The organism is Mesorhizobium shangrilense (genome assembly GCF_040537815.1).
Taxonomy (GTDB): Bacteria; Pseudomonadota; Alphaproteobacteria; order Rhizobiales; family Rhizobiaceae; genus Mesorhizobium; species Mesorhizobium shangrilense.
On the sequence record NZ_JBEWSZ010000001.1, the window covers coordinates 2,396,683 to 2,415,048 of the forward strand.

Consider the following 18,366-nt stretch of genomic DNA (forward strand, 5'->3'; position numbering starts at 1 on the left):
TTTGTAGGGAGCTGTTCCGCGTTACGCCTCCGGCTCGCGCATACGATAGCCCATCCCGCGAACGGTTTCGATCATGTCGATGCCCATCTTCTTGCGAAGTCGCCCGACGAAGACCTCTATGGTATTGGAATCGCGGTCAAAATCCTGATCATAAAGGTGCTCTACCAGTTCCGTGCGCGAGACGACCTCACCCATGTGGTGCATCAGATAGGCAAGCAGACGGAATTCGTGCGAGGTCAGCTTCAACGGCTGACCGCTGACATCGGCCTTGGAGGCCTTGGTGTCGAGGCGCAACGGCCCGCATGTCAGTTCGGAGGACGCGTGGCCGGCCGCACGCCGGATGAGCGCCCGAACGCGCGCCAGCACCTCCTCGATGTGGAACGGCTTGGTGACATAGTCATCGGCCCCGGCGTCGATGCCCGACACCTTGTCGCTCCAGCGGTCGCGCGCCGTCAGGATCAAAACCGGCATCTTGCGGCCGCCGCGCCGCCAGCGTTCGACCACGCTGATGCCATCCATCTGCGGCAGGCCGATATCAAGCACGACAGCATCATAGGGTTCGGTATCGCCGAGAAAATGACCTTCCTCGCCATCGAAAGCCCGGTCCACCACATAGCCGGCATCCACCAAGGCATCGGCTATCTGCCGGTTGAGATCCTTGTCATCTTCGACAACGAGTACGCGCATGCGGATCAAAGCCTGTAGCGGTTAGGCCTGCAATGAGGCCGGTATCAGATATAGGCCGATTCCCGCGGCCGTGGAAACGATGGGGTCAGCTCAGTTCTGGGGAACCACGATTTCGGAACGGCGCGGACGCTGTCCGTCCTTGCCGGGCACGAGCACGACGATGACGCAGACAGGCTGGCCACCGCGCGTCGATTGCGACGCCTTGGCCAAGGTCCCGCCATTCTGCTCGGCCACCTGCTGGCCGATCGCATAGCAATCAGACGAAGCCAATATGATCGGATCAGCCGGCTGCGGCATGTCCATCGGCAATGCCGTCGCCCGCGACGCAAACAGCCCGGCCGCAAGGAGCACCAGTACCGCGGTTCTGAGGTGGGAGCGAAGCGTTTTCATGGTCGGCGTTGTAACGCATCGGTGCTGAACGTGAAATGAACAGTGAACGCCGATAAAAACATGCCTGCCAAACCCCTGAAACACCAGAAAACAAGACTGTGATTTTCGTAGCCCAAGCGAAGATCACGAGATTTCAGTCTAGACTGCGTTCCAACCTCAATGAAAGCACATCAGGCGCTTTCCTGCATCACGGCGCGAAAACGCAGCAGCCCGTGATACAGCAGCAGCTCATCGTCATGACGGATCTCGGAGAATTCGAGCACAAGGTGTGTCCGTCCGCGCGCACCTATGGCCAGCACCGCCTTGGCGAGGCGCGCCTTTATCCTGTCCATGATCGCACGCGTTTCGGCTTCGCCATGGGCCTTTGACCAGATATGCAGCGTGACCAACTGATCGGCCTCGTTCTGGACACCGGTGTCCCAGTCGAAGGCGCTGGTCTGGCCGCACGTTACATAGGGAAAGGCAACATTCTCGGCTGGCCGTTCGAGCAATCCCGCACCGCCCAGCAGCGCCGAGAGCGATGCATCGCTTCTCAGTCTCTGGAATAGTGCCTGCTGCAAATCGCCGGACGCGGTCATCGTCTTGTTCCATCACCAGTGTGTATCTGAGCCGCCGGCAGCTTTCCGATCGAACCTAGCCGCGTTCGGATTCTTCCGCCAGATCACGACTTGCGGCGTGGCCTGCTGTTAGCTCTTGTGGGTGCCGAAAAAAAATACGAATAGTCTTGTCGATGCGCCGTTCCGAAACTGCGCGCATGCAGTTTCCGCGCGCAGCCGAAGACGGATTTCCGAATGGCCAGTCCCGAACCGCGCAAGAGAAGAGGACCGATCGCCGCCTGGTTGCTGGCCCTGGATGCATGGATCGACTCTTCGCTCTATGAGATCGGCTTCAAGGCGCGCCAGTTCTGGGAAGCGGCGACGATCTTTTCCCGACGGTTCCGCCTGAAAGGCTGGCGCCGGGGCATCATCGAACTGCTCAGCGAAGGTTTTACGCTCGGTGCCGGCGGCAGTGTCGTCATGCTGGCGTTGGCCATGCCCGCATTCCAGGACACGACAGGCGATTGGCGGGCCCAAGGCGACTTCGCCGTCACCTTCCTTGACCGCTACGGCAACGAGATCGGCCAGCGCGGCATCATCCAGCGCGATTCCGTGCCGGTCGACGAGATGCCCGATCATGTCATCAAGGCGGTCCTCGCCACCGAGGACCGCCGCTTCTTCGATCACTACGGCATCGACGTCCTCGGCCTTTCGCGCGCGATTTTCGAGAACGTCCGCGCCAATTCCGTGGTGCAGGGCGGCTCCAGCATCACCCAGCAGCTGGCGAAGAACCTGTTCCTGACCAATGAGCGGACATTCGAACGCAAGATCAAGGAAGCCTTCCTGTCATTGTGGCTCGAAGCCAATCTTTCGAAAAAGGAAATCCTCCAGCTCTATCTCGACCGCGCTTATATGGGCGGCGGCACGTTCGGCATCGAGGCGGCCGCCGATTTCTATTTCGGCAAGAGCGTCAAGGACCTGAGCCTCGCCGAGGCCGCCATGCTGGCCGGGCTGTTCAAGGCGCCGACCAAATACGCGCCGCACATCAACCTGCCGGCCGCCCGCGCGCGCGCCAATGTGGTGCTCTCCAATCTCGTCGACGCCGGCTTCATGACCGAGGGCCAAGTGCTGCAGGCGCGGCTGCACCCGGCCGATGTCGTCGACCGTGGCGAGCAGAAGAGCCCAGACTATTTCCTCGACTGGGCGTTTGACGAGGTCAAGAAGATCGCGGCCAAGACCGGTCAGCATTCGCTGGTAGCCCATACGACCTTCGACGCCAACATCCAGAAAGCTGCCGAAGAATCGGTTGAATTCCACCTCCGGCAATTCGGCAAGGAATACAACGTCACCGAGGGCGCCGTCGTCGTCATCGAGACCAACGGCGCGGTGCGGGCAATCGTCGGCGGTCGGGACTATGGCACCAGCCAGTTCAATCGCGCCACCAAGGCGCTTCGCCAGACCGGCTCGTCGTTCAAGCCCTATGTCTACGCGACCGCCATGGAACACGGTTTCACGCCGAACTCCATCATTTCGGGCGGGCCGATCAGCTGGGGCAACTGGTCGCCGCACAATTACAGCGGTGAATCCGCTGGCAACATCACGCTGATCATGGCGATGGCCAAATCGATCAACACCGTACCGGTGCGACTGGCCAAGGATCACTTGGGCATCGCGCCGATCAAGGCGCTGGCCGAGTCATTCGGGGTCGAGTCACCCCTCGAGGCCCACAAGACAATGGTGCTCGGCACCTCCGGCATGACAGTGATGGACCAGGCGACAGGCTATAGCGTGTTCGCGCAGAACGGCTTTGTCGGCTCGCGTCATGGCATCACGCAACTCGTCAACCGCACCGGCCAGGTGGTCTACGACTTCACCAAGGATGCGCCGCCTCCGCACCGCGTGCTGTCGGAACAGGCGCTGAAATCCATGAACACCATGCTGGCGGCGGTGCCGGTGATGGGTACGGCGCGGCGCGCCCAAATCCCCAACATCGTCGTCGCCGGAAAGACCGGCACGACGCAGTCCTACCGCGACGCCTGGTTTGTCGGCTTCACCGGCAACTACACGGCCGCCGTATGGCTGGGCAACGATGATTTCAGCCCGACCAAGAACATGACGGGCGGGTCGCTGCCGGCGATGGTGTGGCAGCGCCTGATGGTCTATGCGCACCAGAATATCGACCTCAAGCCGATCCCGGGCATCGACAAGCCCTTTGTCGACGCCGAAACCGCGGCCAAGGCCGACGAAGCGCAGAAGAAGAGCGCCGAACAAGCGGCCGCCGATGCCGCCGCCGAGCGTCCGCCGGTCCTGTCCAGCAGAACCACCCAGACGCTGCGGGATATGTCAAAGGTGTTCGAGGAGGCCCCCATCCTCCGGGCTCCCGCCACGCCGCAAACCTTGTCGGCGCTTTGATCCCAGCGTTGCGCCGGAAGGCAAATTCCTCGGCCCGCTTGCCATCAGGCCCTGCGTCGCGATATCCCGAACTGTAATCCTCTCTCCCTGCGGCTCTTCATGCTCAAGAACGCATTCCTGACACTTGTCGCGCTTGTCATCGCCATCGGCGGTGGCGGTGGCAGCGTCTGGTATGCGCTGAAGGTGCAGGACGGCGTCGGCGCGATCCGGATCGGCCAATGGACAGCGTTCCCCTATATCGGCACCCCGGCCGCCGACCCCTACTCCAAGGCCCGCGTGGCGCGCGAAGGTGTGCTCGCGCTTGGGCAGGCCGAGGGATTGTCCTTTGTCGCCGAACGCGATTCAGGCGGCGAGCCGCTCAAGCGGGAATGCGCCTACAAGATCGAAGGGGGATTTCCGACAGCCCGGTTCTGGACCCTCTATGCCGCCGACCGGTCGCTTGGCGTGGTCGAAACCGGCAAGCCGCGGCCTGCCGCTCTCCAATCCTACCAAGTCCTGCGCGAACCCGACAATTCCGTCATCATTTCCGTCGGCGGCCGCCCCGCGCCAGGCAACTGGCTGCTCTCGAACGGTGCCGGCACGATGTATTTCGTCCTCACCTTCTACGATACGCCGATCGCCAGCAGCACAGGCCTGTCGGACGTGACCCTGCCGCAGATCCTGAAGGTCGGCTGCAATGCGTAGGCTGCTGCATGTCATCCTGCTTGGCCTGCTCGGCGCCGGCATCATCCATATCGCCGTGCTGCTTCTGGTTCCGGAGTTTTCCGAACGTGACGCCTGGTCCCGGCTGGCGATGGCTTCCGATCTCTACAAGATAACCAGGTTAGACGCGGAGGCCGGCGGTGCGCCGGTGGTCAAGTCCGTCGACCCGATGTTTTATGCGGCGGCGTGCCGGTTCGACCTGGTCGACGGGATGGTTCGGGTCAAGGCACCTGGTAACGTTCCGTTCTGGTCCGTCTCGGTCTACGACCGCAACGGGCACAACATCTATTCCTTCAACGACCATACCGCCAATGGCGGGGCACTGGATGCCGTGGTCCTGACGCCAGCGCAAATGATCGAGGTCCGCAAGGACCTGCCCGAGCAGCTCCAGGGCGCGATCTTTGTCGAGGCGCCGATCGACGAAGGCATATTCGTCATCCGCAGCTTTGTGCCAGACGACAGCTGGAAACCGATCGTATCGCGGTTTCTCGATCAGAGTTCCTGCGAATTGCAGGACTTCTAGACCCGTATCCGACCACCCGCCGGCGCCTACCCCTTGGCCGTCGTTTAGTGGTGAGGTGCGATCGGCCGGGTTGACCCTGGCTTGTCCGGCCCAGTTGGCCGTGCCTCGCCGGTCAGCGGCCGCTGTTCATAGCGAACGCCTGGAAAGATGATCACCGCCGCCGGCGCGCCGGTGTTCTGACTTGCTCGATTGGTCGCCGCCGTTCGCGGCACGAAAGACAATACCATGCCCATGGTTCGCGCATTCCTCTCGGTTTCCCCGGAGCACAACGCAACGCCTCCAAATGTGATTAAGGAGGCTAGAGGGTTAACGGAACGCTAACGGATCACCGCTAACTTGATCTTTGTTCCTGGCGAATGCGAAACCGACACAGTCCGGTCGCGCGCGGTCCGGGTTGTGTCGAGTGTCAGGCGTATCCTTCGTGTCATCTTCGGATTTCAGGCAAATCGCTGTACGGGTTGAGGCAGGCAAGGCTGAAAGGCTTTTCCGGGCAGCGGTGTCGGCCTTCTGTTCTCTCACCCGCCCCTCGCGCCGGGAGATCGCCCAGCTCGAGGATCTGACACTCCCGCTCTTCGATAGTGTTTCAACCGAATCACGCCGCTATGTCGCGGCAGCGCTTTCCGAATGCCAATACGCGCCCACCGCCCTGATTCGGCGGCTTTGCGAGGAACCGGTCGACATCGCCGCTCCCCTGCTCATCCGCTCGCCTGCGGTCAGCGACATCGACCTCATCGCGCTGATCGGGCGGCATGGCCTGCCTCATGCTCGCGCGATTGCGCGCCGCAAGGATTTGAACCCGACCATCGCCGACCTGATCAGGGCGATCGAAAAGCCGACACTGGTTCGATTGCGCAAACCGGAACCGATCGTAAAGGTGGCGGCCGAAAGCGCCGAAATCGTCGAGATGGCCGCCGACCCGCAGCCAGAACCCGGCATTGCCGCCGAAAATGCGCGGCGCCGGCTGCGATCGATGATGCGCCCCGCCGGAGACAGCCTGGGAGCCTCCGTCAATCCCTTCGTCGGCTCGGAAACCTACGCCAAGCTGCGCGAGACCGCGCTGACCGGCAACGCGGCGTTTTTCCAGACCGCGCTCGCGGATGCGCTTGAAATCGACTTTCAAACGGCCCGGTCCCTGACCGCCAACCAGAACTATGCATCACTGCTTGCGGCGCTGCGTTCGCTCGACCTCAGCGAGGACAGGGCGTTCCTGATCACTGTCGCTGTCTATCCGACACAGTTCCCGCACCCGCACGCCATCCGCCTGTTCCTCGACCGTTACCGGCTGCTTCACCGCGACGTTGCTCTGGACAAGGTGCGGGGGTGGAAGGCAGAGGCCCTGTCCAAGGCCATCCGCAATACCGGGCACACCGCAGCCAACGGCGACACCCGCAACGCTTCGAACAGCGACGATGCCCCGCTATCCGCCAGCCTCAGGGCTTGACGGAAATCAGTTCCTCGACCGGAACGGCGCCGGCCTCGATCTCAACCACCCAGATGTCGGGATCGAATTTCTTCTCCCTCTCCAGCCGTGCATCCAGCACGGAGGCATCGTCTCCTGCACCGAGCAGGCTGAAGAAGCGATCGTCCGGCTTGGCCGAGTCGTAACTCGTCTGCGGCGCCGGCCCGAACAGGGCGACCTCGCCCAGCCTTCCCCGCGCCAGAACGAAAACCGCTCCGGCTTCGGTCGCGCCCCGCTTGACCACGGCCGCGAAGCCACCCGCGCCGAAAACCCGGCGCAAAAGCGCCGACACCCAAAGATCGCTGGTTACACGCATGAAAAGCATCCGGACATACGGACGCTGTTTAGCGGGGTTCTTGCCCCCTTGCGAGCGGTCGTTTCGCCTGTCAGTTGGTCAGGCCGATCTCACGCATCTTGACGTAGACGACCTCATCGGGCTCGCCGGTTTGCGGCAGGCCGAACAGCGACTGGAATTCCTTGATCGCCGCCTTGGTGCGCGCGCCCACCACGCCATCCAGCCGCATGTCATCATTGCCGAAGGCCTTCAGTCCGGCCTGGATCTTGACGATGCGGGCGTCGGGGGTTTGCGAAGCGGCAGTGCCTGTCTGCAGCGAAACCGGGACGACGCCGGTCTCGGCCGGCCGCGGCTGCGGATGCGGTACGGAGGCTGTCGTGGGGGTGGCACCCAGTTGATCCAGGAGAACAGCATCGATTTCGCCGGACGCATTGAGCCCGACCTTCTGCTGGTATGCCTGGATGGCCTTGCGCGTGGCCGGACCGGTAATGCCGTCAACGGTGCCGGAATAGAAGTTGAGGTCTTTCAATATGCCCTGGACCTGCTGGACGGTCGGGTCGCTCTTGACCGGCACGGTCGCGGTGGCCGGGCGCACGATGTTGATCGTCGTCTCCGGCTCGGCCGTGCCCGCGCGCGGAAAGCCCACCATGCTTCGCGTAGCGAAGAATGCGCCGGAATGCGGAAAAGGCTGATACCACAAGGCGTTGGCCGAGACATAGAACAGCGTCACCAGGAACGCGGTCGAACCGCCAACGAGAACAGGATTTTGTGAAATCAAGGTGCCTACGGCCGCCGCGCCATCCTGAAAGGCACTGCTGCGGCGCTTGACCACCTTAGCCTGTTTTGCGGAGCGAGCCATTTCTGTCCCCTTTCGCCTTGGCTACGGGCATCGGCAGTACGGCGGCCTGGTCGACAGAACGTCGCTTGGGCCCGCCCACGGGAAGGCTGATCGTTACCGTGGTGCCCTCACCCGGCATGCTTTCAATCGACATCGTACCGTCGTGCAGCTCCACCAGCCCCTTCACCAGCGAAAGGCCAAGACCTGTTCCCTCGAAGCGGCGCGTATAGTCATTGTGGATCTGCATGAACGGCTTGCCGAGCTTGGCAAAGTCCTCTTCGGCAATGCCTATGCCGGTATCCCTGACCCAGAAATGCAGCCGAGAACCGATCCGCTTGGCGCCGACAACGACGTCGCCACCGTCGGGCGTGAACTTGATCGCATTGGACACGAGGTTGATAAGGATCTGCTGCACCGCACGACGGTCGGCATTTATCTCGCCGGCATCTGGGGCGATCTGCGCTTGCAGGTCGATGCTCTTTGCCTGCGCCTGCAACCTCATCATCGACTGGCACATGTCGACCGCTTCGGAAAAACGGAAGGGCTCCGGCTCGGTGGCGTAGGCGCCCGATTCTATCCGCGAGACATCGAGTATCGACGTCACGACCGCAAGCAGATGTTGTCCCGAATCCCTGACGAGGCCGACATACTCTTTCTGGCGCGGGTCCTTGAAGGCGCCGAACATCTCGTGCAGCAGCATGTCGGAGAAGCCGATGATGGCATTCAGCGGCGTGCGAAGTTCGTGGCTGACAACAGCGAGAAACCGCCCTTTTGCGACTTCGGCGGAGGCGGCGGCTTCGTTGGCCGCGGCCAGCTCTTCGCGTAGCGCGGCAACGTCATCGTTCTCGCGAACAACAAGCGTGAAGATCTCTCTCTGTTCCGGCGCCCGAACCAGCTCAAGAGAAAACGGCCTGTAATTGTCCACCGTCCTGCCGCCGCCGTTCTGCGGCAGCCGGACGCGGATTTCGAGCCGGCGCGACAAGGCGCCGTCGCGCATATCGGCCATCGCGCTGAGATAGCAGACCCGGTCGGACAGATGGATGCGATCGAAGAAGCCGGTGCCGAAAAGCAATTCCGGTGGCAGCTTCAGCATGGTGCGCGCCTTCGCCGACGCCTCCAACACCTCGCCATGTCTGGCGACGCGCAGCACGACCGCATCGATGACGTCTTCAAGCCGATCGGCGACGTCCTGATCCCCAGATGCCTCGACGGTATTGTGAAACACCGACGTACGCGGAATGAGCGTGAGCGCCCAGGCCAGCGGCACCAACCAGTGCCAGGCAGGAATTTGTGCTGCCGCAAGCGGCAGAAGGGTACCGACCAGCGGCTGAGCGAGGACCGCGGCCAGTGCTGACACGGCTCCCCACAATGCAGCGCGCCGTGAGGTGCCGATCCACCAGGCTTCAAATGGCAGGGCCACAAGAAGCAAGGCGACTGGAGAGCTCAACCCTCCCGCCGCGGCAATGAGGCCGGCAAGACCAATGCCAGCCATGGCCATGGCGACCTTGCCGGCCAACGCCATCTTGCCCGTTGCCGCCACCAGCAAGGCAACGAACCAGCAAAAGCCGAAGGCCGCGAAGATCGCCGCCATGGTGACGGCCGCCCCCATACCCGATGTAACCAGCGTGACAGCGGCACCAGCCGCGAAGAACGGCGAGGCCAGCATGACACCAATGAACCGGTGCTGGCGCTCGCGGTCGCTCCGCTCCAGCACGGAGGGATGAACCATACGCTCGCATCCGGCAGCCATCGCGCCAGGCAATTCGACGTATCTGGCCTTGATCGAACTCAACTCAACGCACCCGTACTCGTCGTGGACAGCTCTGCTTTGCAGATTGTTCTGGTTGTCTCTGAAAGTCGCATCCAGCGTTTAAGGAATGGATAAGGCAGGGCCGACCAACGTCCGGCCTGCGGCGAATATCGGGATCTCGGCGGCCGAAAGCGAAGGCAAATGCAGCCATAGTAAACGGAGCGTTATCCAACCAGCGCTGGAAATCGGAGCGCGCGGGCCGCCACCATCGAACCGCTTTGTGCAAAAAATCCAGATAAAACAGCCAGATGGATGGTTACCGCGGATTGAATGAAATTGGCCGGATTTGCTATAAATCGACAGCAAAACGGTTCGTTTCGAATCTGCCTAAAATTTGAGGAAAATTATCGCGGTCCCCGCAAGCCGTCCTTCGGGCCTGTGTGCCAACATCCTGCCTACAAAAGAGGTCATGCCATATGGATGCATGATCCGGTCATGACGAGAGGCAAGACATGTTCTTTCTGATGAGAATGGCTTTCTGGTTTTCGCTAGTGCTTCTGGCGCTGCCGCTGAGTGTCGGCCCAGATGAGGCCGGCCACGAGAGCGTCAGCCCGCTCCAGGCCCTGTTTGCAGCGCGCGATGCGGTTGGCGACATCGCCGGCATTTGCGAGCGCAAGCCGGATGTTTGCGAAACTGGCAAGTCGGCGATGCACACCATCACCGCTCGGGCCAAGGAAACGGCCAAGATCGCGGCGGCGATGCTGGACGACAAGACATCCGGCGACAAGCCAGCGGCCGGGCTGGACACGTCGACCACGACCGGCAGCGTGAGCGAAGACATCGTCTTGCCTGCGACCGTAAACCTGCCCGTGAGAAACTGAGACGGATTTCATCGAAGCGTAGCGCGCCTGACCGGGGCGCGAAACATGCACTAACGATATCCCTCGACACATCACCGTTTCCGAAAGCCGGTTCCGATTTCAGGGATCGTTTGCCGACGGCACACCGCAGGCTCTCGACCTCTCAAGCCTGCGGTGTTCTTCTTTTTCCGTGACGCGGCGGCGGCGCGTGATTATATCCGGCATCATGACCACCACGATCCAGACGATCCGCGACGACTTTTCGCTCCTTGACGAATGGGAAGACCGCTACCGCTATGTGATCGAACTGGGCGAAGCGCTGCCGCCATTCCCGGACGGGCAACGCAACACCGCCAACAAAGTGGCGGGTTGCGTCAGCCAGGTCTGGCTGACCACCCAACACGGGTCCGGTGCCAACCCCGTCATTACCTTCACGGGAGATTCCGACGCCCATATCGTGCGTGGCCTTGTCGCGATCGTGCTTGCGCTGTTTTCCGGACAGACGGCCAGCAAGATCCTGGAAACGGACGCAGAGGCGACGCTGAAGACACTCGGCCTCGACGAACACCTCTCGCCGCAGCGCGCCAATGGCCTGCGCTCGATGGTCAAACGCATCAAGCGCGACGCCGAGGCGGCGCTGAAACAGACCGCCTGATCGATCATCGCAGCCAGTCGATTTTCCTGCACAAAATCAAACGGCGCCCGAAGGCGCCGTTGAATGTCGATTTAATGGTGGGCAGGCAGCGATTACCGCGCCTTGCGCTTGCGGCCGAGGCCCATCTTCTTGGCAAGCTGGGACCGGGCAGCGGCGTAGTTGGGTGCAACCATCGGATAGCTCGGGTCCAGGTTCCACTTTTCACGATACTGATCGGGAGTCAGATCATAGTGGGTCATCAAGTGGCGCTTGAGCGACTTGAACTTCTTGCCGTCTTCGAGGCAGACGATGTAGTCGTCATGAACCGAGCGCTTCGGGTTCACAGCCGGCTTTTGCTTATCGGCGGGAGGCTGTTCGCTCACTCCGCCCACGCGCCCGAGCGCTGCATGGACGTCGGCGATCAGGTTGGGCAACTCGCCGACCGGGACCGGGTTGTTGCTGACATAGGCAGCCACCACATCGGCGGTCAACTCGATCAGTGCATCGCTGTTTCTGGAAGGTGTCTCGACAATGTCCATGGTTTCTTCAGGCCCCAACAAGAGTTGTTTCTATCTGCGCCCTATTTTTACGAAGCGGGCATTGCGCGAATTTCGTGCGGGAAAGAGCCTCCGCGATTCGCTTCACGACACCTTCCATGAGCCAACAGGCCAAGTAAGTCAATTCATTTCTTGCGCTATATTCAACGATACTGATCAAATATTCGTGGATCAGCTTCAATCTAGCGCGTCCTGTACCATATGGCAGCTTTTCTCTGGTCGAACCAGTGACAGCTAACGCTGGGTCAGATGGCATTTACATCCGCCGCAAATCGCGGAAGGACTTCAATGCTTGATCTTGCTTGGCCACCATACAGCTCATCTGGCCACAGTCGGCTTTCGCTGAGACCATGGATCGCGGCATGCATTGCTGGCGGCGGAGTGCAATCATCACGTTCGTCAAAGAAAGCTGGATCGTGTCAGAAGAATGTCTTGCTGATATCGGGCGTGTCGCCGACGACAGATTGGCCACTTGCCAAGCCACGAATGGAGCCGCATGAGACTGAGTTACTGAAGGCTGGAGCCGCTGAAACAACGGCTGCCGCCATCCCGGATATTTCCAAAGCGAGACGCAATGACCAAAACGACAGCATTTCCGTTCGTCAGCCCGCCGAAGCCTGAGAAGCGGCCGGTTTCCGACACGCATCACGGCACAACGCGAATCGATGACTTTGCCTGGCTGCGGGCCGACAATTGGCAGGAGATGTTCAGGGATCCATCATTGCTCGATGCTGGGATCCGCTCCGAGCTCGAGGCCGAGAACGCCTACCAGTCAAAGCTGATGGCCGATACTGTCGACCTGCAGAAGCGGCTTTTCAAGGAGATGAAGGGCCGCATCAAGGAAGACGATTCTTCGGTACCGATAAAGGATGGACCTCATGCCTACGGCTCATCCTACAAGCTCGGCGGCGAGCAGCCGCGCTATTTCCGTACGCCCCGCGATGGTGGCATCGAGCAGATCCTGCTCGACGGCGACGCCGAGGCGAAGGGCAAGGCCTATTTCCGCCTTGGCGGCGTCGATCATTCCGCCGACCATCGCAAGCTGCTGTGGGCGTTCGACGACAAGGGCTCCGAATTCTACACACTTCGGGTGCGCGATCTTGTCGATGGCAAGGAACTCGCGGACGAGATACCCGACACCGGCGGTTCCGGCGTCTGGAACGCCGGCAATGACGGTTTTTTCTATACCCGCCTCGATCCCAACCACCGGCCGTCAAAGGTCTTCTTCCATGCGCTTGGTCAAAGCCATGAAAGCGACCGGCTGATCTATGAGGAAACCGATCCCGGCTTCTTCATGGATGTCGACGGCACCCGCAGCAACGAATGGATCATGATCGGCATCAACGATCACGAGACCTCGGAATACCGCCTGCTGAGCGCCAGCGATCCTTTCGCCGAACCGAAACTGGTCTCGCCGCGCGAGATTGGCCTTCAATATGATCTGGAAGAAGGCGGCGACATCTTCTTCGTCCTGACCAATGCCGACGGCGCCAAGGATTTCAAGATCATGACGGCGCCGGCCAGCGATCCGGTGCGCGCCAACTGGCTGGAACTGGTGCCGCACGAGCCGGGGCGTCTGATCCTGTCGGTGATCGGATTCAAGCAGCACATGGTGCGGCTCGAACGCAAGGAAGGCCTGCCGCGCATCGTCGTGCGCGACCGCGCGAATGGCGAAGAGCACCTGATTTCGTTCGATGAGGAGGCTTTCTCGCTAGGCTTGTCGGGTTCCTATGAGTACGACACCGAGATCATGCGCTTTTCCTACTCGTCGATGACGACGCCGGCGCAAGTATTCGACTATAACATGCGCACGCGCGAGCGGGTGCTGCTCAAGACCCAGGAAGTGCCATCCGGCCATGATCCGGACCACTATGTCACACGGCGCCTGATGGCGCCGGCCGCCGATGGCGAGCTGGTGCCGATCTCGCTTCTGCACCACCGCGACACGCCACTGGATGGGTCCGCGCCTTGCCTGCTCTACGGCTACGGTTCCTACGGCATCGCGGTGCCGGCCGCCTTCAACACCAACTGGTTCTCACTGGTCGATCGCGGCTTCGTCTTCGCCATCGCTCACGTCCGCGGCGGCAAGGACAAGGGCTATGGCTGGTATGATGACGGCAAGCGGGAGCACAAGATGAACACTTTTACGGATTTCATCGCCGTCGCACGTCATCTGGTCGCTGAGCGTTACACCGCGCATGACCGTATCGTCGCGCAAGGAGGCTCTGCCGGCGGCATGCTGATGGGCGCCGTGGCCAACATGGCGCCGGAATGCTTTGGCGGCTTCGTCGCCGAGGTTCCCTTCGTCGACGTACTCACAACCATGCTCGACGCCAGCCTGCCGCTGACGCCGCCGGAATGGCCGGAATGGGGCAACCCGATCGCGTCCGCCGACGACTACCGGATCATTGCCGCCTACTCGCCTTACGACAATGTCGGCGCATTCGACTATCCGCCGATTCTGGCGCTTGCCGGCCTCACCGATCCGCGCGTCACCTATTGGGAGCCAGCCAAGTGGGTGGCGCGGCTGCGCGACCGCAAGAGCGGCGACAATCCGGTGCTGTTCAAGATCAACATGGATTCCGGCCACGCCGGTGCATCGGGTCGGTTTTCAAGGCTGGAAGAGATCGCCTATACTTATTCCTTCGCGCTGAAAGTTGCAGGCAAGGCGCAACTTGCCGGAGAGGCTGACCAATGACCGGTCTTTCCACATTGGTAGCCTACGTCCTGGTCGTGCTCGGCTTCGTCTTTATTCCAGGCCCAGCCACCCTCCTGACCGTCGCGCGGGCGACAAGCTCCGGAACCAGGGTGGGCATAGCGACCGGCGCCGGAATAGCGGCCGGCGACGTCGTTCACACCTTCATGGCCATGGTCGGCATTTCGGCGATCATCGCCACGTCGGCGACACTGTTCAGCATCGTAAAATACATCGGCGCGGCCTATCTCGTTTATCTAGGCATTCGCGCCATCATCGAGAGAAGGCCAGCTGATCCGGCAGCAGGCGCGGTTGCAATCTCCGCCGGCAAGGCGTTTCGACAAGCCGTCCTGACCGAAGTGCTCAACCCCAAGACCGCGCTTTTCTTCCTGGCCTTCCTTCCGCAGTTCGTACGGCCGGAAAACGGATCGGCGATGCTCCAGCTGATGACACTCGGGGTGATTTTTGTTCTGCTGGGGCTTTTCAGCACGGTCATCTTTGCGGTGTGCGCCGGTGGGTTTGGCAAATTCCTGCGCCGAAATCCATCGGGGGTAAAATGGCAGGGCAAGGTTGTCGGCGGCATCTATTGCGCTTTGGGCATTCGTCTGGCCCTGCAACAACGCTGAAGCCGGGCGACGCGGTCTGCGGGGCGCCCCAGCGGTCATGATTTTTTGAATTCTGCTTGCGCATTTTTACTCGCAATTGCAATGGCCGCGCGCTACCCAGTGCGCGGCTTCCCTCCGGCCACCACAAGCTCCTAATCGCGTGAAGGTCCATCATGCTGCTCGTCGACGTCTATCTCGACAAATCGCCGATCCAGGGCATCGGTGTGTTTGCCAAGAACCACATTCCCAAGGGCACGCTGGTCTGGAAACTTGACCCCCGGTTCGACCGGATCATCGACGTCGAGACCTATGAGGGCGAGACCGGGCCGGTAAAGAACTATCTCGACCGCTATTCCTACCCCGACCGGCGCGACCCGGCCTACATCGTCTTCGAAGCAGACGACGCCCGCTACATGAACCACAACGACGAGCCGAATTGCGATGTCTCCTCGCCGGAGGAAACCTACGCCTTGCGCGACATCGCGCCGGGCGAGGAGATGACCTGCAACTACAATCATTTCTTCGAGACGGGCTTCGATTTCCTGGGCGATCGCCACCTGTAGTCCCAACACGGCAGCACGCACGAAAGCAGCCTGAGAGACTCCGATTGCTCGGTCCCTGCTTGCGCTGCTAATCTGGCTCTCGATAAATCCGAGCCCAAAAATGCTGCGGTCATTCGAACAGTTGCGCGACACGGCAAAGGCCGATCTTCTGATCGCGGCCGACGAGGAGCATGCCGCCTTGGCCGGCAGCGGCGCCTACGCCATGCCGTGGCATTGGCACGACTGCCTGATGTTCATCCTGCCGAGTCGCGGGACAGTCGAACTCAAGCACGAGGACCAGCGCGAAGGGACATGGCTGTCGCAGGACCGGTTCGCCGTGGTGCCACAGAATCGTGCGCACGAGACTCGAGCTGGTATCGGCGCGCATCGCCATGTCGCGATCTATGTCACTGGCGCCATTCTGCGCCGGCTCGACCGGGAGATTGGCTCGCTCAGCGAGTTTCATCGGCGCACCCGGTCGACGACCCTGGTTCGCCGCAGTTCCACGGTGCGGGCACTGCAAGCGCTTTCGCTTCGAAATAACGGCGGTGCCTATGGCAATTCCGGGATCAAGCACTCCCTGATATCCGCCCTGCTCGTCCAATGCATCGCCGAGGTCATGGCCGGTGAGATGATGCCCGGCGCCTCGCATCGTGAGCATGGAATGGCAATGGTCGAGGATCTGAAAGAGTTCCTGATCCTTCATGCCGACGAGCAGATCCCCCTCGACGCCTTGGCGGATCGCTTCGGTGTTTCCAGGCGCCACATCACCCGCTTGTTCCGCGAAGGCACCGGGTTTTCGGTGGGTGAGTTTCAGCTTCGCGTTCGCCTCCAGACAGCACGCGAGCTGTTGAGCGGAACCGATCTGCCGATCGGCGAGATCGCTTTTCGGGTCGGTTTCGAGAGCGGTGCGGCACTTGCCCACGCCATGCGCCGGGCAGACGGCCGCTCACCCTCCGATATCCGCAAACGCGTGGCCCAGCCGATCAAAATGTAAGGCCCGTTCGAACGCGCGGCATCCCTGCCGCGGCCATAGTCTGTGCGCAGTGAATTCTGCGTCAGAAGGTGAGAATGCGTCCGGACGTCCAACTTGTCAGTGTGTTTGCGGCCGGCCCTCATGGAGGCAATCCCGCGCCGATCGTGGTCGACGCTGCCGGGATGTCCGATGCCGACATGCAGCAGGTGGCGCGCTCCTTTGGCCACGAGAGCGGTTTCGTTCTTCCGCCGCCGTCAGGCTCGGAGTGCGATTTCGAGTTCCGTTTCTGGGTACCAAATCATGAGATGTCGATGTGCGGGCATGCGACCGTTGGCGCGCTGTGGCTGCTCGATCGGCTGGGAAAGCTGCCCGGCGATCATCTGTCGATCTGGACCAAAAGCGGCCGGGTCGACGCCAGGATACGCAATCGGACGGAGCATGGCGCGGCGGTCGAGATTTCGCAGCCCGCGGGCAATGTCGAGCCGCTTCCCGATGCCGACAAAGGCCGGTCCGACATCGTCGAAATCCTGGGTATTCGGGCCGACGACCTCGCATCGCTGCCGATCCAGAATGCATCGACCAGCCGGGTCAAGACACTCGTTCCGCTGAAGAGCGTGGCGGTGCTCGACCGTTTGAGCCCCGACTTCACCAGGATTGAAGAACTGTGCAGCCAAATCGGCTCCACCGGCCTCTATCCCTACGCCGTGTTCGACACGGACGCACAGATTGTCGATGCTCGCCAGTTCCCGCGTTCCTCCGGCTATCCCGAGGACGCCGCCACCGGGATCGCCGCATCGGCGCTGTCGTTTGGTCTGCTGTCCAACGGAATTGTTGAGGCATCGGAGCGCCAGATAACCATCCGCCAGGGGCGCGCCATGCAGCGCCCATCGGAAATCCTGGTCCGATTCCGGCTCGATGAAGGGCGCCCCGACGGCTGCTGGCTGGGTGGCGCCGTCCGTTTGGAAGAGCCCGATGAGGCTTCGCCATGATGGCTGGATCGACGGTCCGCCAGACGCGGCATCGCTGGAGATCGAACAAGCCAAAGAGCCTGAACCAGCACAAACCGGGTCAAGGCAGGGATCCGCTCCCTGTCGCCCGGTCATAACCAAAGGGGAAGAAAATGAACCGCAGACACCTTCTTCAACTCGGCCTTCTCGCGGCTCCCGCGATCATCCTCGCCAACTCGGTCAAGGCCGATGACGCTGAACTCGTCGTCGGCTCGAATGTCGGCAGCCCACCCTTCGCCTATAAGGACGGTGACCACTATTCCGGGTTCGACATGGAGGTTTTCGGTGAAATCGCCAAGGGCATGAACCGCAAGTGGCGGGTCCAGCCGATGGACTTCGGAGCCCTCATCCCCGCGCTACAAACCGGCAACATCGACGCGATCGTCTCGCAACTCTTCATCAAGCCGGCGCGACAGAAAGTGATCGATTTTTCCGATCCCTACTACCAGAGCGGATTGGTGGCCGTGATCAAGGCCGACAACACGACCATCAAGACATCGGACGACCTTGCCGGCAAGACGATTGGCACCGAGACCGGAACCGTCGCTGTCGACTATATCCAAAACCACATCAAGAGCGCCACGATCGACCAGATGCCGAACATCGACAATGCGCTGCTGGCGCTTGAGGCTGGACGCACCGACGCCGTCGTCTACGACACGCCGGTGTTGATGTATTACGCCAACGGGAACGGCAAAGGTAAAGTCCGGGTGATCCACCCGACGCTGGAAGGCCTGGATGTCGGCATCGGTTTCCAGAAGGGCAGCCCGCTTGTGGCGCCAGCAAATGCTGTGTTGGCGGCAATGAAGGCAGACGGACGCCTCAAGGCCATTCGCGAAAAATGGTTCGGACCCGACCAGGCATAGGCCGCCAAACGCCGTGAGAGCGACGACGGCTC

The 18,366-nt window shown here is 61.4% G+C and carries 19 protein-coding genes; 12 read left to right on the forward strand and 7 right to left on the reverse strand.

Annotated features, from left to right (window positions below):
* Positions 1–21: 21 nt before the first annotated feature.
* The 3 genes from ABVQ20_RS12125 to ABVQ20_RS12135 form a co-directional block, all read right to left on the reverse strand.
* A complete protein-coding gene (locus tag ABVQ20_RS12125; RefSeq protein WP_227348354.1) occupies positions 22–687 on the reverse strand; it encodes a response regulator transcription factor in 666 nt (221 codons plus the stop codon).
* Positions 688–777: 90 nt separating this feature from the next.
* Entirely contained in the window at positions 778–1,077 is a 300-nt protein-coding gene (locus ABVQ20_RS12130; protein WP_354459727.1) for a hypothetical protein, read from the reverse strand.
* Positions 1,078–1,247: 170 nt separating this feature from the next.
* Complete coding sequence (locus tag ABVQ20_RS12135; RefSeq protein ID WP_354459728.1) at positions 1,248–1,655, reverse strand: DUF3168 domain-containing protein; 408 nt, start codon at positions 1,653–1,655, stop codon at positions 1,248–1,250.
* Positions 1,656–1,868: 213 nt separating this feature from the next.
* Between ABVQ20_RS12135 and ABVQ20_RS12140 the strand changes: the two genes are divergently transcribed.
* The 4 genes from ABVQ20_RS12140 to ABVQ20_RS12155 all read left to right on the forward strand — a co-directional run bounded on the left by ABVQ20_RS12140 (position 1,869) and on the right by ABVQ20_RS12155 (position 6,691).
* Positions 1,869–4,025, forward strand: a complete 2,157-nt coding sequence (locus ABVQ20_RS12140) for a transglycosylase domain-containing protein (protein WP_354459729.1) — start codon at positions 1,869–1,871, stop codon at positions 4,023–4,025.
* 99 nt (positions 4,026–4,124) lie between these two features.
* Entirely contained in the window at positions 4,125–4,709 is a 585-nt protein-coding gene (locus ABVQ20_RS12145; protein ID WP_354459730.1) for a DUF1214 domain-containing protein, read from the forward strand.
* Positions 4,702–5,250: a DUF1254 domain-containing protein gene (locus ABVQ20_RS12150; RefSeq protein ID WP_354459731.1), complete on the forward strand. Its 549-nt coding sequence runs from the start codon at positions 4,702–4,704 to the stop codon at positions 5,248–5,250. The genes ABVQ20_RS12145 and ABVQ20_RS12150 overlap by 8 nt, the downstream gene beginning before the upstream one ends.
* A gap of 421 nt (positions 5,251–5,671) precedes the next feature.
* Positions 5,672–6,691, forward strand: coding sequence for a hypothetical protein (locus tag ABVQ20_RS12155; protein ID WP_354459732.1), 1,020 nt, complete (start codon positions 5,672–5,674; stop codon positions 6,689–6,691).
* Here the strand turns inward: ABVQ20_RS12155 and ABVQ20_RS12160 are convergent.
* The 3 genes from ABVQ20_RS12160 to ABVQ20_RS12170 form a co-directional block, all read right to left on the reverse strand.
* Positions 6,681–7,025, reverse strand: a complete 345-nt coding sequence (locus ABVQ20_RS12160) for a DUF1491 family protein (RefSeq protein WP_354459733.1) — start codon at positions 7,023–7,025, stop codon at positions 6,681–6,683. The genes ABVQ20_RS12155 and ABVQ20_RS12160 overlap by 11 nt on opposite strands.
* A 70-nt stretch (positions 7,026–7,095) precedes the next feature.
* Positions 7,096–7,863 (reverse strand): peptidoglycan-binding domain-containing protein, encoded by a 768-nt coding sequence (locus ABVQ20_RS12165; protein ID WP_354459734.1) that lies wholly within the window; start codon positions 7,861–7,863, stop codon positions 7,096–7,098.
* A complete protein-coding gene (locus ABVQ20_RS12170; protein ID WP_354459735.1) occupies positions 7,838–9,571 on the reverse strand; it encodes a PAS domain-containing sensor histidine kinase in 1,734 nt (577 codons plus the stop codon). The genes ABVQ20_RS12165 and ABVQ20_RS12170 overlap by 26 nt, the downstream gene beginning before the upstream one ends.
* A 533-nt stretch (positions 9,572–10,104) precedes the next feature.
* Here ABVQ20_RS12170 and ABVQ20_RS12175 point away from each other — a divergent pair.
* Positions 10,105–10,473 (forward strand): DUF5330 domain-containing protein, encoded by a 369-nt coding sequence (locus tag ABVQ20_RS12175; protein ID WP_354459736.1) that lies wholly within the window; start codon positions 10,105–10,107, stop codon positions 10,471–10,473.
* Between the two features lie 205 nt (positions 10,474–10,678).
* Positions 10,679–11,107 carry a SufE family protein gene (locus ABVQ20_RS12180; protein ID WP_354462167.1) on the forward strand — a complete coding sequence of 143 codons (429 nt, stop codon included), beginning with the start codon at positions 10,679–10,681 and terminating at the stop codon, positions 11,105–11,107.
* A 92-nt stretch (positions 11,108–11,199) separates the two neighbouring features.
* On the opposite strand, the gene ABVQ20_RS12185 is transcribed toward ABVQ20_RS12180, so the two are convergent.
* Positions 11,200–11,625, reverse strand: a complete 426-nt coding sequence (locus ABVQ20_RS12185; RefSeq protein WP_354459737.1) for a Ros/MucR family transcriptional regulator — start codon at positions 11,623–11,625, stop codon at positions 11,200–11,202.
* Between the two features lie 592 nt (positions 11,626–12,217).
* Between ABVQ20_RS12185 and ABVQ20_RS12190 the strand changes: the two genes are divergently transcribed.
* The 6 genes from ABVQ20_RS12190 to ABVQ20_RS12215 all read left to right on the forward strand — a co-directional run bounded on the left by ABVQ20_RS12190 (position 12,218) and on the right by ABVQ20_RS12215 (position 18,334).
* Positions 12,218–14,341: a S9 family peptidase gene (locus ABVQ20_RS12190; protein ID WP_354459738.1), complete on the forward strand. Its 2,124-nt coding sequence runs from the start codon at positions 12,218–12,220 to the stop codon at positions 14,339–14,341.
* Positions 14,338–14,964 (forward strand): LysE family translocator, encoded by a 627-nt coding sequence (locus ABVQ20_RS12195; RefSeq protein ID WP_354459739.1) that lies wholly within the window; start codon positions 14,338–14,340, stop codon positions 14,962–14,964. Before ABVQ20_RS12190 ends, ABVQ20_RS12195 begins: the two co-directional genes overlap by 4 nt.
* 152 nt (positions 14,965–15,116) lie before the next feature.
* The gene (locus ABVQ20_RS12200) at positions 15,117–15,506 is read left to right on the forward strand and encodes an SET domain-containing protein (protein WP_354459740.1); all 390 of its coding nucleotides are present in this window, start codon (positions 15,117–15,119) and stop codon (positions 15,504–15,506) included.
* Positions 15,507–15,606: 100 nt separating this feature from the next.
* Positions 15,607–16,482 (forward strand): helix-turn-helix domain-containing protein, encoded by an 876-nt coding sequence (locus tag ABVQ20_RS12205; RefSeq protein ID WP_354459741.1) that lies wholly within the window; start codon positions 15,607–15,609, stop codon positions 16,480–16,482.
* Between the two features lie 74 nt (positions 16,483–16,556).
* A complete protein-coding gene (locus ABVQ20_RS12210) occupies positions 16,557–17,450 on the forward strand; it encodes a PhzF family phenazine biosynthesis protein (protein WP_354459743.1) in 894 nt (297 codons plus the stop codon).
* Positions 17,451–17,581: 131 nt separating this feature from the next.
* Complete coding sequence (locus tag ABVQ20_RS12215) at positions 17,582–18,334, forward strand: transporter substrate-binding domain-containing protein (RefSeq protein WP_354459744.1); 753 nt, start codon at positions 17,582–17,584, stop codon at positions 18,332–18,334.
* The last annotated feature ends 32 nt before the right edge of the window (positions 18,335–18,366 follow it).

Coding starts and splice junctions, on each gene's coding strand:
- ABVQ20_RS12205 (WP_354459741.1), top strand. CDS start 15,607: ATGCTGCGGTCATTCGAACAGTTGCGCGACACGGCAAAGGCCGATCTT.
- ABVQ20_RS12165 (WP_354459734.1), bottom strand. CDS start 7,863: ATGGCTCGCTCCGCAAAACAGGCTAAGGTGGTCAAGCGCCGCAGCAGT.
- ABVQ20_RS12140 (WP_354459729.1), top strand. CDS start 1,869: ATGGCCAGTCCCGAACCGCGCAAGAGAAGAGGACCGATCGCCGCCTGG.
- ABVQ20_RS12130 (WP_354459727.1), bottom strand. CDS start 1,077: ATGAAAACGCTTCGCTCCCACCTCAGAACCGCGGTACTGGTGCTCCTT.
- ABVQ20_RS12150 (WP_354459731.1), top strand. CDS start 4,702: ATGCGTAGGCTGCTGCATGTCATCCTGCTTGGCCTGCTCGGCGCCGGC.
- ABVQ20_RS12215 (WP_354459744.1), top strand. CDS start 17,582: ATGAACCGCAGACACCTTCTTCAACTCGGCCTTCTCGCGGCTCCCGCG.
- ABVQ20_RS12125 (WP_227348354.1), bottom strand. CDS start 687: ATGCGCGTACTCGTTGTCGAAGATGACAAGGATCTCAACCGGCAGATA.
- ABVQ20_RS12135 (WP_354459728.1), bottom strand. CDS start 1,655: ATGACCGCGTCCGGCGATTTGCAGCAGGCACTATTCCAGAGACTGAGA.
- ABVQ20_RS12195 (WP_354459739.1), top strand. CDS start 14,338: ATGACCGGTCTTTCCACATTGGTAGCCTACGTCCTGGTCGTGCTCGGC.
- ABVQ20_RS12210 (WP_354459743.1), top strand. CDS start 16,557: ATGCGTCCGGACGTCCAACTTGTCAGTGTGTTTGCGGCCGGCCCTCAT.
- ABVQ20_RS12175 (WP_354459736.1), top strand. CDS start 10,105: ATGTTCTTTCTGATGAGAATGGCTTTCTGGTTTTCGCTAGTGCTTCTG.
- ABVQ20_RS12145 (WP_354459730.1), top strand. CDS start 4,125: ATGCTCAAGAACGCATTCCTGACACTTGTCGCGCTTGTCATCGCCATC.
- ABVQ20_RS12200 (WP_354459740.1), top strand. CDS start 15,117: ATGCTGCTCGTCGACGTCTATCTCGACAAATCGCCGATCCAGGGCATC.
- ABVQ20_RS12180 (WP_354462167.1), top strand. CDS start 10,679: ATGACCACCACGATCCAGACGATCCGCGACGACTTTTCGCTCCTTGAC.
- ABVQ20_RS12160 (WP_354459733.1), bottom strand. CDS start 7,025: ATGCGTGTAACCAGCGATCTTTGGGTGTCGGCGCTTTTGCGCCGGGTT.
- ABVQ20_RS12190 (WP_354459738.1), top strand. CDS start 12,218: ATGACCAAAACGACAGCATTTCCGTTCGTCAGCCCGCCGAAGCCTGAG.
- ABVQ20_RS12185 (WP_354459737.1), bottom strand. CDS start 11,625: ATGGACATTGTCGAGACACCTTCCAGAAACAGCGATGCACTGATCGAG.
- ABVQ20_RS12170 (WP_354459735.1), bottom strand. CDS start 9,571: ATGGTTCATCCCTCCGTGCTGGAGCGGAGCGACCGCGAGCGCCAGCAC.